This is a genomic window from Streptomyces sp. NPDC048383 (assembly GCF_040651775.1).
Classification (GTDB): Bacteria; Actinomycetota; Actinomycetes; order Streptomycetales; family Streptomycetaceae; genus Streptomyces.
Genome location: NZ_JBEZKS010000002.1, coordinates 138,680 through 151,386, shown reverse-complemented (window position 1 = coordinate 151,386; position 12,707 = coordinate 138,680). Strand labels below are relative to the sequence as shown.

The following is a 12,707-nucleotide window of genomic DNA, read 5'->3' as shown; positions in this document are numbered from 1 at the left end:
GCGGGGTGGGTTTGTACGACTACAAGGCGGGCAGCCGCGCGTCATCGAACGGTGGGCCCCGGGACGGAGGCCGGAGATGTCAACAAGCATGCTGATCGTCATCATCGTCGTCGCTGTGATCGTGGTGGCGGCCATCGCCACCCTGGTATCGATGCAGGCCCGACGACGCCACTTGCAAAGTCGGTTCGGACCCGAGTACGAGCGCGCGGTCGAGGAGCAGGGCGGCCGGATGGCCGCCGAACGCGACCTCCGCGCCCGTGAGGAACGGCACGACAAGCTCGACATCAAGGAACTGCCCGCCGAGCGGCGGCAGCAGTACGCGCAGGAGTGGAGCGGCGTCCAGGAGCACTTCGTGGACCGCCCCGAAGGCTCCCTGTCCGAGGCCGACGAACTCGTTTCGCGACTGATGAAGGAGCGCGGCTACCCCACCGAGGGGTACGGCGGTGCCGTACGCGACCTGTCGGTCGAACACGGCCGCACGCTGGAGCACTACCGGGCCGCGCACGCCGTCAAGGAGCGCAGCGGGAACGGACAGGCGACGACCGAGGAGCTCCGAGGGGCGATGGTTCACTACCGCGCCCTGTTCGAGGAACTGCTCACCGACCAGAGGAGCGGGTGACATGCGGATACAGGACGAGAACGCAGGCGAAGGACGGGGCGGCGACCCCGGCCTGACCACCGAGGACCTCGCTCATCCGGGCGGCGCCGAACGCGGCCAGGCCCCGGTGTATCCGGGCGAGGCCACCACGGCCTTCGGCGACGGGGGAACCCGCGGCGACGAGTACGACCGGGCGGACCCGGACGACCGCGCGGCCGAACCCGTCACCCCCGTGACCGCGGACGCGGACGTCGACGCGACCGCGGACGTGGACGCGACCACGGACGACCTGAACACGACCCGGAACCGCGACGCGGCCACGACCACGGCGCACGACACGGACGCCGCCGACGACACCGACCCGCTGCTCCCGAGCAGCGAGGCGGAGGGGTTCCGCAAGAACTGGAGCGACATCCAGAGCCGCTTCGTCGACGACCCGCAGGAGGCCGTGAGGTCGGCGGACAGCCTCGTCGCCGAGGTCATGCAGACGCTGGCCGGTTCCTTCGCGGCGCACAAGCAGGGCCTGGAAGGCCGGTGGGACCGCGGCGAACAGGTGGCGACCGAGGACCTGCGGCTGGCGCTCCAGCACTACCGCTCGTTCTTCAACCGGCTGCTCAAGACCTGAGCCGGCGCACTGCCCGGGCAGAACACCACACAGCCTCGCGCGGACGGCCACGGCCGTCCGCGCGAGGCTGTGTGGTGTGCGGGGCCCGCCGTCCCGCAAAGCGCTCACGCCCGGACGACGCGGTCCGCGAGAGCGTCCAGGCGCTGGTGGAGCGTACGGTCCGCGGCGAGCGGCGCGGTGTCCGCCCCCGCCCCGTCCCGCAACCCGGCGAGGAACTCGCCGATCGCCTCCACGGAGGTGTGCAGGGGCTCCCAGGAGAGCTCCTCCCTCGCCCGGGTGGAGTCCATCAGCGGCAGGTGCAGCACCGCGTCCAACAGGTCCGGGGAGGCGGGCACCAGGTGCAGCCGCCACGCCGCCGCGAGGGCGGCCCGCACCGGACCGGCCGGCATCGACAGGGGCCGCGCCTCGAACAGCCGCGCCAGCACGTCGGAGTCCAGCGGCGGTTCGGCCGCCAGGTTGAAGGCGCCCCGTACCGGCAGGGCGACGGCCGCCCGGTACGCGCTCGCCGCGTCATCGGTGTGCAGGGCCTGGAAGCGCAGCCCCGGCAGACCGGGCACCACGGGCACCAACCCCGGCCGTACCAGACGGCCCGGCAGCAACCGACCCGCGAAGATCCGTCGCTGCTCGGAGGCGGCCTCCCGTTTGAAGAGGAAGCCCGGCCGCATCCGCACCACCCGGATCTCCGGATGCTTGATCTCGTAGGTGTCGAGGACCCGTTCGAGGTACGCCTTCTCCCGCGTGTAAGCGGCCTGCGGCCAGCCGTGCGTGGGCCAGGACTCGTCCACCGCACGGTCCTTGGGACCGGGGGAGTACGCGCCGACCGAGGAGGCGTGCACGAGCGCCGGTACGCCCGCGGCGGCCACCGCGTCGAAGACGCGCAGGCTCCCGAGGACGTTGGTGCGCCAGGTCTCGGCCGGGTGATGGGTCGGTTGGAACTTCCAGGCGAGGTGGACGACGGCGTCCGCGCCGATGAACAGCGGTACGAGGTCCTCGCCGCCCGGCTCGATGTCCACGGCCTCCCACCGCGATTTCGGCGGCCGCCAGCCGGGGACCCGTCGGGCCAGGCCCAGCACGGACTCCACGCCGTGATCCTCCGTGAGCGCCCGTACGACACTCGTCCCGACGTTGCCGGTCGCCCCGACGACCACGACGCGCAGACCGGCTCCGCCGGTCCCTCCGGGGCCTTCCTCCACTGTCCGACGCATGGGCGGGTGCCTCCCTTTCCGGGGACGGCGTCCGCGGCCCGCCACGGGGCGCCCCGTGCCGTCGGGCACGGCGCGGACACACGCGGGGCGCCTACCCGTACGGTCCGACCGCACTCCACCGGTCCGGGCACTCCACGGGCGCCGGGCGATTCCGGCGCGGCGGGACGGGTACGCGCTTGCCATGACGTCCACGAAGCCGCCGCCGCCCGCCCCCACCGGGCACGCGGCACCCCAGGCCCTGAGCCCGCCCGTGCCCGCCGAGGGCCCCCTGCCCAAGGACCACACCCAGGCGATCCTGGAGACCACCAAATTGGTCGCCGCCCTGCTCAAACGGTCGGGGCTGCCCTTCGCCCTGGCCGGCAGCGTGGCCGCGTTCGCCCACGGACTGCCGGCCATGTTCCAGCACGACACCGACTTCTGCGTCCGTCCCGAGGACGCCGACGCGGTCATCAAGGCCTTGGACGAGGGCGGCATCGAAATGCGCCGCGCCCCCGAGGACTGGCTGGTCAAGGGCCGTTCCGGTGGGGAGGAGATCGACCTGATCTTCGAGCTGGAGCGGCGGCCGGTGAGTACGGAACTCCTGGCCCGGGCCGACGTGAAAGCGGTCGACTCGGTGTGGATGCCCGTCCTCGCGCCCACGGACCTCATGGGCAGCCGGCTCGCCGCGCTCTGCGAGCACTACTGCGACTTCGGTGACCTGCTGCCGATGGCACGCATGCTGCGGGAGCAGATCGACTGGGCCCGGCTGGAACGGGACCACGGGTCCGAACCGCTGCCCGACGCGTTCCTGTACCTGCTGGAACGGCTGCGCGTCATCGAGGCGAGGAACACCGGAGCCGAGAGCACCGGAGCCGAGAACACCGACGGCAGGAACACCGGAGCCAGGAACACCGACGGATCCGGGTCGGCCGGACCGGGACGGGAGGAGAGCTGATGACGTCCCACGACATGGTGGAGTACCGGATCGAGCACCTGCGCGACCGGCTGGCCCGCGAGGACATCGCGGAGTTGGGCGTACGCGTGGAGGCGCGCGGATCGGGAGCGCTGATCTCGGGCAGTGTCACCAGCCCGGAGTGCCGGGCCGAGGTGCTGAGGCTCGCCGCCGAGGAACTGGCCGGACTGGACTGGCACGAGGACCTGATGGTCAGTCGACCCGCGCCGCCCGACCGGGCGGAGGAGCTGTCGTGATCCGGGTGGCGGCGGTCGGGGACATCCACCTGGGCCCCGGCAGCGCCGGCTTCCTGCGGCCCGCCTTCGACACCCTCGGCGACTGCGCGGACCTGCTGCTGTTGGCCGGTGACCTGACGCGGCACGGCACCAGGGAGGAGGCCAGGGTGGTCGCCGGCGAGGTGGCCGGGCTGGCCGTCCCCGTCGTCGCGGTGCTCGGCAACCACGACTACCAGAGCGACCAGGAGGAAGCCGTCGCCGAGGAGCTCACGGCCGCCGGGGTGCACGTCCTGGAGGGCACCGGAGTCGTCCTGGACCTCGACGGCACACGGGTCGGCGTGGCGGGGACCAAGGGCTTCGGCGGCGGCTTCGCGGGCCGCAGCGGCAGCGATTTCGGGGAACCGGAGATGAAGGCCTTCATCCAGTACACCCGCACCTGCGCGGGAGGCCTGGAGAAGGCGCTGCACGGCCTCGAAGAGGCCGGGAGCGACCTGCGCATCGCCCTCACGCACTACGCGCCCGTCCCCGACACGCTCGCCGGGGAACCCCTGGAGATCTACCCCTTCCTGGGCAGCTACCTCCTCGCGGAGGCCATGGACGGCGCGGGGGCCGACCTCGCCGTCCACGGCCACGCCCACTCGGGCACCGAACACGGCATGACGGCCGGCGGGGTGCGGGTGCGCAACGTGGCGATGCCGGTCATCGACCGGGCCTTCGCCATCTACCACCTGTCGCCCCACGCACCCCTTCCGACCGGATCCCCGGACCGCTCCGCTTCCTGAGAGCGGTCCGCTACGTGAGCCCCTGCGGCCTTTCCTCCGGCCGCGGGGGCTCGGTGTCGTCCCCGCGTGCCTCCGCGCCCTCGACGGGGAGGGCCGTCCCGTCCCCGTCGGCGTCCTGCCCCACGGCCTCGGGACCGTCGCCCGGTTCCGCGTCCTCGTCGGCCGCGTACGCGCGCAGGTGCACGATCACCGTATTGGCGACGGCCACCAGCGGGACGGCGACGACCGCGCCGCCGATGCCGGCGACCAGCCCGCCCGTGGCCACGGCCAGGAGCACCGCCAGCGGGTGCAGGCGTACCGCCCGGCCGAGGATGAACGGCTGCAGGATGTGGCCCTCGATCTGCTGGACGACGAGCACCACCACCAGCGCCATCAGGGCCGTGAACACGCCCTGGGTGACCAGGGCGACGATCACCGCGAGCGCCCCGGAGGCCACGGCGCCGACCAGCGGCACGAACGAGGCCAGGAAGATCACGACGCCGATGGGCACGGCCAGGGGCACGCCCAGGAAGTAGATGCCCACGCCGATGAACAGGGCGTCGATCAGGGCGACGATCATCGTTCCGCGTACGTAGGCGGTCAGCGTCCGCCAGGCCCGCGGACCCGCGTCGGCCACGCCCGGACGGGCGGCGGACGGGAGCAGCTTCAGCGTCCACTGCCACACGCGCGGGCCGTCGTAGAGCAGGCACAGCGTGCAGAACATCGCCAGCAGCATGCCGGTGATGATCTCGACCAGGACGGTCACGCCCTGCAGGCCGGTCGAGGTGATCTCGCTGGTGCTGGTGCCGATCGCGTCGTTCAGCTTCTGGGCGACGTCGTTGATCTGCTGCTCGGTCACGTGCAGCGGACTGTCGATCAGCCACCGCTTCAGTTCGGCGATGCCCTCCTGGAGGCGGCCGGACAGGGTGTCGAGGTTGTCGAGCACCTGCCATACGACGAACCAACCGACGAGACCCAGTACGAGGAACCCCCATATCGCGGTCACCGCGGTGGCCAACCCCTGCGGCAGCCCCCTGCGGTGCAGGCGGGCGACGGTCGGCTGGAGCAGGGCGGTGACCAACAGCGAGACGACGAAGGCGAGGGCGACCAGCCGGACCGCGCCGATCACCCGCATCACGACCCACAGGGCGGCGGCGAGGACCAGGAACCGCCAAGCCGCCTCCGCGGCCACGCGGACGCCCCAGGGCACCGCCCGCGCCGGGTCCGGGACCCGCGTACGGGCCCTGCGGAGCTGGGCCATCCGCTCGGCCTGCTCCGCGTACTCGGCCTCGTACTCGGCGTTGCGGCGCGCCAAGGCCCGCGCGCGCCGTTCGCCGACCGCGTTGGCGCCGTTCTTCACGCGGTCGAGCCACGTATTGGTACCGGGCATCCGGACCATCCCTTCTCGTCGCTGGCCTTCTGCCCCCAATTCCCGAGATCAGCCGAACCGGTTCCGCAGCCGTTCCGGGCGGGGTCCGAGGACGATTCCGGACGCGATTTCCGCCGCAGCAGCAGCCGCAGCCGCTGCTGCCGCCGGCTGGAGCGGGGTCCGTCGAGCCCGGTGTGGGACGGCCGGGCGAGGGCGGGTAGGCGCCGGACATGAACACACACGCCCTCGACGCCCCGGTCCCCGACAGGCACCCGCACGCCGGGCGGCCCTCGGCCCTGAGCGCCGTCGCGACCCACTGGCTCAAGGGCCTCGACCGGCTCGAACGGACCACCGTCGCCGACCCCGTCATCCGGCGCCTCCAACGGACGGTCCGCTCGCTCCCGCTGGGCGGCGCGCGCGACGTGCTGCGCGGCCGGCCGCTGGGTCACCCCCTGCATCCGATCCTGGTCCAGGTCCCCATCGGCTGCTGGTTGTCGGCCGGAGTGCTGGACGTCGTACCGGGAGCGGGCCGCGCCGCGACGACCCTGACGGCCGTGGGCCTGGCCGGTGTCGCCCCGGCGGCGGTGGCGGGGTGGGTCGACTGGGCGGACCTGCCGCCCCGACAGGCCCGGGTCGGACTGGCCCACGCGGCGGCGAACGCCGCCGCGGTCACCTGCTACGCGCTGTCCCTGGGGGCACGCCTGCGCGGTGGTCCGGTGAAGGGCCGGCTGTGGTCGGTGGCCGGGCTGGCGGCGGTCGCCGTGACGGGCGCGCTCGGCGGGCACGTGGCGTACCGGCAGGCCGTCGGAGCCGACCCGACCCCGTGAGGAGGCGCCCCCGAACGGGGTCCCGCCGGGGCAACGACCCCCGGAGCGGCCCCGTTTGACCCGGGGGGCCCGGGGCAGACGTGCGGCATGTCGGAGACCTCACAGACGGTGAACACGCAAACCGTCACCACCAAGGTGCCCGCGCGGCTGGACCGGTTGCCCTGGTCCCGGTGGCACTGGATGATCGTCATCGGACTGGGCACCGTCTGGATCCTGGACGGTCTCGAAGTCACCGTCGTGGGCAGCATCGCCAGCCGCCTCTCCGAGGACGACAGCGGCCTGTCCATCACCGACGCCCAGGTCACGGGCCTGGCCGCCGCCCTCTACGTGGCGGGAGCCTGCGCAGGCGCCCTGTTCTTCGGCCGTCTCACCGACCTCTTCGGCCGCAAGAAGCTCTTCCTGATCACGCTCGCGGTCTACCTGGCCGCGACGGCCCTGACCGCCCTGTCCTTCTCCTCCTGGTGGTTCTTCCTCTTCCGTTTCCTGACCGGCTTCGGCATCGGGGGCGAGTACGCGGCCATCAACTCCGCGATCGACGAGCTGATCCCCAGCAAGTACCGCGGCCGCGTCGACCTCATCATCAACGGCAGTTTCTGGCTGGGCGCGGTCGCGGGCGCCCTGCTGTCCGTCGTCGCCCTGAACACCGAGATCTTCGCGCCGTCGGTGGGCTGGCGGTTGACGTTCGCCCTCGGCGTCGTGCTCGGCCTGGTCATCCTGCTCGTACGACGGCACGTCCCGGAGAGCCCGCGCTGGATGATCATGCACGGCCGGGCGCAGGAGGCCGAGGACCTGGTCGCCGACGTCGAACGACAGATCGAGGCGGAAACCGGGAAACCGCTGCCGGAGCCGGGGGCCGCCATGACCGTCACCGTGCGCCGCAGCATCGGTTTCGGGGAGATCGCGAAGACCGTGTTCCGCACCTACCCGAAGCGGGCCGTGCTGGGCCTGTCCCTCTTCGTCGGTCAGGCCTTCCTCTACAACGCGATCACCTTCGGCTTCGGTTCCATCCTGGTCACCTTCTTCGACGTGTCCAGCTCCGTGACCGGCTACTACTTCGCGGTCATCGCCGTCGGCAACTTCCTCGGGCCGCTGCTGCTGGGCCGGTTGTTCGACACGCTCGGCCGTCGCCCGATGATCTCCGGCACGTACATCCTGTCCGGTCTGCTGCTGTTCGGTACGGCCTGGCTCTTCGGCGCCGGCCAACTCACCGCCCTGACCATGACCGCGTGCTGGTGCGTCGTGCTCTTCTTCGCCTCCGCCGGGGCGAGTTCGGCCTACCTGACCGTCAGTGAGATCTTCCCGATGGAGACCCGCGCGATGGCGATCGCCTTCTTCTACGCCATCGGAACCGCCGCGGGCGGCATCTCCGGACCGCTGATCTTCGCCGGCCTCACCTCCAGCGGCGTGGTGGCCGACGCGGCCCTCGCCTTCTGCATCGGGGCCGCGCTGATGGTCGCCGCGGGGCTGGTGGCCGTCTTCTACGCGGTCGCCGCCGAGGGCCGCTCCCTGGAGGACATCGCGACCCCCCTCTCGGTCCGCACGCCGGAGCCGTCCGACATGGCGAAGGACCCGGCGTGACGGAGGGACGCTCGCGCCGCCGCGAAACGGTGTGAACCTCGACGCGGGGGGCCCGGTGGGGCGGGGATTCCGCGCCCCACCGGGCCCTTTTCGTGGGCGTCGCGTCGTCAGCGCCGGGTCAGGTCCCTGAGCGCGGTGTTGAGTTCGAGCACGTTCACGCGGGGCTCGCCCATGAAGCCGAACGTACGACCCTGGGTGTGGTCCGCGACCAGCTTCGCCACCCGGTCGACGTCGAGGCCGCCGCGCTCCGCGACGCGGTGGACCTGGAGCGCGGCGTACGCGGGGGAGATGTTCGGGTCGAGCCCGGAGCCGGAGGAGGTGACGGCGTCGGCCGGCACGTCCCGGGGGCTGACGGTGTACGAGGCCGTGGTGTTGTCCGCGACGACCGCGGCCTTGGCGTCCTCGACCAGCTTCACCAGGTCCGGGTTGTCGGCGGCCTTGTTGGTGGCACCGGACAGGATGAGTGAGTACCGGGTGTTGACGCTGTTGGTTCCGAGGCCGTGGGACGGGCGCGGCTGGAACCACCGGAGGTCCGGCTCGGGGGCCTTGGCCGGGTCGCCGGTGTCCTCGTCCGGCAGGTCGTAGGTCTGGCCGATGAGCGCCGAGCCGACGACCCGCCCGCTGCCGTCCTCGATCCGCGAGCCGTTCGCCCCTTCGTGGAAAGCGGCCTGCGCGATGCCGGTGACGGCGAGCGGGTAGAGCACCCCGCACAGCACCGTCAGCACGAGGAGCGCGCGCAGGCCCGCGCCGAGGAGCCGTGCGGTGTTTCCTGCAGAACTGTTCATGGTGTCAGCACGTTCCTGTTTCAGCGCAGTCCGGGGACGAGGGAGAGGAGCATGTCGATGAGCTTGATCCCGATGAACGGGGCGATCAGGCCGCCCAGCCCGTAGATCCCGAGGTTGCGGCGGAGCATCCTGTCGGCGCTGGTGGGCCGGTACCGGACGCCCTTGAGGGCCAGCGGCACGAGCGCGATGATGATCAGCGCGTTGAAGACGACGGCCGAGAGGATCGCGGACTCGGGGGAGGCCAGGCCCATGACGTTGAGCTTGTCGAGGCCCGGGTGGACCACGGCGAACATCGCCGGGATGATCGCGAAGTACTTGGCGACGTCGTTGGCTATGGAGAACGTCGTCAGCGCGCCGCGCGTGATCAGGAGCTGCTTGCCGATCTCGACGATCTCGATGAGTTTGGTGGGATCGGAGTCCAGGTCCACCATGTTCCCGGCCTCCTTGGCGGCCGAGGTACCGGTGTTCATCGCGACGCCGACGTCCGCCTGAGCCAGGGCCGGGGCGTCGTTCGTACCGTCCCCCGTCATCGCGACGAGCTTGCCGCCCGCCTGCTCCCGCTTGATCAGGGCCATCTTGTCCTCGGGAGTGGCCTCCGCGAGGAAGTCGTCGACGCCGGCCTCCTCGGCGATGGCCCTGGCCGTCAGCGGGTTGTCGCCCGTGATCATGACGGTTTTGATGCCCATGCGGCGCAGTTCCTCGAACCGCTCCCGCATGCCGTCCTTGACCACGTCCTTCAGGTGGACGACGCCCAGGATCCGGGCGCCCCGCGCGTCCTCGACGGCGACCAGCAGCGGCGTACCGCCGGCCTCGGAGATCCGATCGGCCAGGGGCCCGGCGTCCTCGGCGACCTGCCCGCCCCGCTCCCGCACCCAACCGATGATCGAACCGGCCGCGCCCTTACGGGTTTTCCTGCCGTCGGCGTCGACGCCCGACATCCGGGTCCGGGCGGTGAAGTCGATCCACTCGGCGTGCGCGAGCTCGCTCCGGTGGCGTTCGCGCAGCCCGTACGCCTCCTTCGCGAGGACCACGATCGAGCGACCCTCGGGCGTTTCATCGGCCAGCGACGACAACTGCGCGGCGTCCGCCAGTTCGGCCGCCGTGGTGCCGCTGACGGGGACGAACGCGCAGGCCCGGCGGTTGCCGAGGGTGATCGTGCCGGTCTTGTCGAGCAGCAGGGTCGACACGTCACCCGCGGCCTCCACGGCCCGCCCCGACATCGCCAGGACGTTGCGCTGGACGAGCCGGTCCATGCCGGCGATGCCGATGGCGGAGAGCAGCGCGCCGATCGTGGTCGGGATCAGGCAGACCAGCAGCGCGGTGAGCACGATCATCGACTGCTCGGCGCCGGCGTGGATCGCGAACGGCTGGAGGGTGACGACCGCGAGCAGGAAGACGATCGTGAGGGACGCCAGCAGGATGTCGAGTGCGATCTCGTTCGGCGTCTTCTGCCGGGCCGCGCCCTCTACGAGGGCGATCATGCGGTCGATGAAGGTCTCGCCCGGCTTGGTGGTGATCTTGACGACGATCCGGTCGGAGAGCACCTTGGTGCCTCCGGTCACGGCGCTGCGGTCGCCGCCCGACTCCCGGATGACCGGCGCCGATTCGCCGGTGATGGCCGATTCGTCGACCGAGGCGACACCCTCGACGACGTCGCCGTCGCCCGGAATGACGTCGCCGGCCTCGCACACCACCAGGTCGCCGACGCGCAGTTCCGTACCCGGAACCGGCTCCTCGCCGCCGCCGCCGTGGAGCAGTCGCCGGGCCACGGAGTCGGTCTTGGCCTTGCGCAGGGTGTCGGCCTGGGCCTTGCCCCGGCCCTCGGCGACGGCTTCCGCGAGGTTCGCGAAGATCGTGGTGAGCCACAGCCAGACGGTGATCGCCCAGCCGAACCAGTCCGTCGGGTCCGCCAGGGCCAGCAGCGTCGTGACGACGGAGCCGACGAGGACGACGAACATGACCGGGGACTTGACCATGACGCGCGGGTCGAGCTTGCGCACCGCGTCGGGGAACGCCTTGACCAGCGCCCTGGGTTCGAACAGGCCCGCGCCGACGCGTCCGGCCGGCGTGCGACCGGCGGGCCGGTCCTCGTGCGGGGCACGGGTGGGGGTGATGGTGCTCATGACGCGAGCCCTTCGGCGAGCGGCCCCAGCGCGAGGGCGGGGAAGTAGGTGAGTCCGGTGATGATGAGGATCGTGCCGACGAGGAGGCCCGCGTAGAGCGGCTTGTCGGTGCGCAGGGTGCCCGCCGTGGCCGGCACCGGCTGCTGCTCGGCGAGCGAGCCGGCCAGTGCCAGGACGAAGACCATCGGCAGGAAGCGGCCGAGGAGCATCGCGATGCCGATGGTGCTGTTGAACCACTGGGTGTCGGCGTTCAGGCCCGCGAAGGCGGAGCCGTTGTTGTTGGCGCCCGATGTGTAGGCGTAGAGGATCTCGGAGAAGCCGTGCGCACCGCCGTTGGCCATCGACCGGCCCGGCGTCGGCAGCGCCATCGCGGCGGCGGTGAAGCAGAGCACCAGCGTCGGCGTGACGAGGATGTAACAGGCGGCGAGCTTGATCTGGCGGGTGCCGATCTTCTTGCCCAGGTACTCGGGGGTGCGGCCGACCATCAACCCGGCGATGAACACCGCGATGATCGCCATGATCAGCATGCCGTAGAGGCCCGAGCCGACGCCTCCGGGCGCGATCTCGCCCAGTTGCATGCCCAGCATGGTGATCCCGCCGCCGAGGCCGGTGTAGGAGGAGTGGAAGGAGTTGACCGCGCCGGTCGAGGTCAGCGTGGTCGCGACGGCGAAGATCGACGATCCGGCGATGCCGAAGCGGGTCTCCTTGCCCTCCATCGCCCCGCCGGCGGCCTGGAGCGCCGGGCCGTGGTGCGCGAACTCCGTCCACATCATCAGCGCGGTGAAGCCGAGCCAGAGGGCGGCCATCGTCGCCAGGATCGCCCAGCCCTGGCGCAGGTTGCCGACCATCCGGCCGAAGGTGCGGGTCAGCGAGAAGGGGATCAGCAGGATCAGGAAGATCTCGAACAGGTTGGTGAAGGGAGTCGGGTTCTCGAAGGGGTGCGCGGAGTTGGCGTTGAAGTAGCCGCCGCCGTTCGTCCCGAGTTCCTTGATGACCTCCTGCGAGGCCACCGCCCCGCCGTTCCACTGTTGCGTGCCGCCCATGAACTGGCCGACCCCGTGGATCCCGGAGAAGTTCTGGATGACTCCGCAGGCGACCAGGACCAGCGCGCCGATCACGGACAGCGGCAGCAGGACGCGTACGGTCCCGCGCACCAGGTCGGCCCAGAAGTTGCCGAGTTCACCGGTGCGGGAGCGCGCGAAGCCCCTCACGAGGGCCACCGCGACGGCCATGCCCACGGCCGCGGAGACGAAGTTCTGCACCGCCAGGCCGCCGGTCTGCACGACGTGGCCCATGGCCTGCTCGCCGTAGTAGGACTGCCAGTTGGTGTTCGCCACGAAGGACGCGGCGGTGTTGAAGGCCTGGTCCGGGTCGATCGACACGAAGCCGAGCGACCCGGGCAGGCTGCCCTGGAGGCGCTGCAGGCCGTACAGGAAGAGGACGCTCACGGCCGAGAACGCCAGCACGGCGCGCAGGTAGGCGGGCCAGCGCATCTCGGCCCCCGGGTTGGCGCCGATGGCCTTGTACATCCACTTCTCCGGCTTCCAGTGCTTCTCGGAGGAGTAGACCCGGGCCATGTGGTCGCCGAGCGGTCGGTAGGCCAGTGCGAGGGCGGCGATCAGCGCGAGCAGCTGGAGCACACCAGCGGTTACGGGGCTCATGGCGGTGC

The 12,707-nt window shown here is 71.6% G+C and carries 12 protein-coding genes; 7 read left to right on the top strand and 5 right to left on the bottom strand.

Annotated elements, in window-relative coordinates; translation table 11 throughout:
• Nucleotides 1-76 precede the first annotated feature (76 nt).
• Both AB0D46_RS03585 and AB0D46_RS03580 read left to right on the top strand, forming a co-directional pair.
• Entirely contained in the window at nucleotides 77-619 is a 543-nt protein-coding gene (locus AB0D46_RS03585; protein WP_362875607.1) for a hypothetical protein, read from the top strand.
• A gap of 1 nt (nucleotide 620) precedes the next feature.
• Complete coding sequence (locus AB0D46_RS03580) at nucleotides 621-1,223, top strand: hypothetical protein (protein ID WP_362875606.1); 603 nt, start codon at nucleotides 621-623, stop codon at nucleotides 1,221-1,223.
• A 104-nt stretch (nucleotides 1,224-1,327) separates the two neighbouring features.
• Here the strand turns inward: AB0D46_RS03580 and AB0D46_RS03575 are convergent, their stop codons facing one another.
• On the bottom strand, nucleotides 1,328-2,428 hold the full coding sequence (locus AB0D46_RS03575) for an NAD-dependent epimerase/dehydratase family protein (protein ID WP_362875605.1): 1,101 nt from the start codon (nucleotides 2,426-2,428) through the stop codon (nucleotides 1,328-1,330).
• 181 nt (nucleotides 2,429-2,609) lie between these two features.
• Here AB0D46_RS03575 and AB0D46_RS03570 point away from each other — a divergent pair, with 181 nt between their 5' ends.
• Genes AB0D46_RS03570 through AB0D46_RS03560 form a run of 3 tightly spaced genes read left to right on the top strand, consistent with a single transcriptional unit; the run spans nucleotide 2,610 to nucleotide 4,377 of the window.
• Complete coding sequence (locus AB0D46_RS03570) at nucleotides 2,610-3,362, top strand: hypothetical protein (protein WP_362875604.1); 753 nt, start codon at nucleotides 2,610-2,612, stop codon at nucleotides 3,360-3,362.
• Entirely contained in the window at nucleotides 3,362-3,616 is a 255-nt protein-coding gene (locus tag AB0D46_RS03565; protein ID WP_362875603.1) for a hypothetical protein, read from the top strand. The genes AB0D46_RS03570 and AB0D46_RS03565 overlap by 1 nt, the downstream gene beginning before the upstream one ends.
• Nucleotides 3,613-4,377 carry a metallophosphoesterase gene (locus AB0D46_RS03560; RefSeq protein WP_362875602.1) on the top strand — a complete coding sequence of 255 codons (765 nt, stop codon included), beginning with the start codon at nucleotides 3,613-3,615 and terminating at the stop codon, nucleotides 4,375-4,377. Before AB0D46_RS03565 ends, AB0D46_RS03560 begins: the two co-directional genes overlap by 4 nt.
• 10 nt (nucleotides 4,378-4,387) lie before the next feature.
• Here AB0D46_RS03560 and AB0D46_RS03555 read toward each other — a convergent pair whose 3' ends face one another.
• Nucleotides 4,388-5,755 (bottom strand): AI-2E family transporter, encoded by a 1,368-nt coding sequence (locus AB0D46_RS03555; protein WP_362875601.1) that lies wholly within the window; start codon nucleotides 5,753-5,755, stop codon nucleotides 4,388-4,390.
• 200 nt (nucleotides 5,756-5,955) lie between these two features.
• Here AB0D46_RS03555 and AB0D46_RS03550 point away from each other — a divergent pair, with 200 nt between their 5' ends.
• Together AB0D46_RS03550 and AB0D46_RS03545 are read left to right on the top strand one after the other, a co-directional pair.
• A complete protein-coding gene (locus AB0D46_RS03550) occupies nucleotides 5,956-6,552 on the top strand; it encodes a DUF2231 domain-containing protein (protein ID WP_362875600.1) in 597 nt (198 codons plus the stop codon).
• A gap of 87 nt (nucleotides 6,553-6,639) precedes the next feature.
• A complete protein-coding gene (locus AB0D46_RS03545) occupies nucleotides 6,640-8,130 on the top strand; it encodes an MFS transporter (RefSeq protein ID WP_362875599.1) in 1,491 nt (496 codons plus the stop codon).
• A 107-nt stretch (nucleotides 8,131-8,237) separates the two neighbouring features.
• On the opposite strand, the gene AB0D46_RS03540 is transcribed toward AB0D46_RS03545, so the two are convergent.
• The 3 genes from AB0D46_RS03540 to kdpA are packed head-to-tail and all read right to left on the bottom strand — an operon-like array spanning nucleotide 8,238 to nucleotide 12,699.
• Nucleotides 8,238-8,915 (bottom strand): potassium-transporting ATPase subunit C, encoded by a 678-nt coding sequence (locus AB0D46_RS03540; RefSeq protein WP_362875598.1) that lies wholly within the window; start codon nucleotides 8,913-8,915, stop codon nucleotides 8,238-8,240.
• A 20-nt stretch (nucleotides 8,916-8,935) separates the two neighbouring features.
• Nucleotides 8,936-11,038 (bottom strand): potassium-transporting ATPase subunit KdpB, encoded by a 2,103-nt coding sequence (gene kdpB / locus AB0D46_RS03535; protein ID WP_362875597.1) that lies wholly within the window; start codon nucleotides 11,036-11,038, stop codon nucleotides 8,936-8,938.
• Nucleotides 11,035-12,699, bottom strand: coding sequence for a potassium-transporting ATPase subunit KdpA (gene kdpA, locus AB0D46_RS03530; RefSeq protein ID WP_362875596.1), 1,665 nt, complete (start codon nucleotides 12,697-12,699; stop codon nucleotides 11,035-11,037). Before kdpA ends, kdpB begins: the two co-directional genes overlap by 4 nt.
• Between the last annotated feature and the right edge of the window lie 8 nt (nucleotides 12,700-12,707).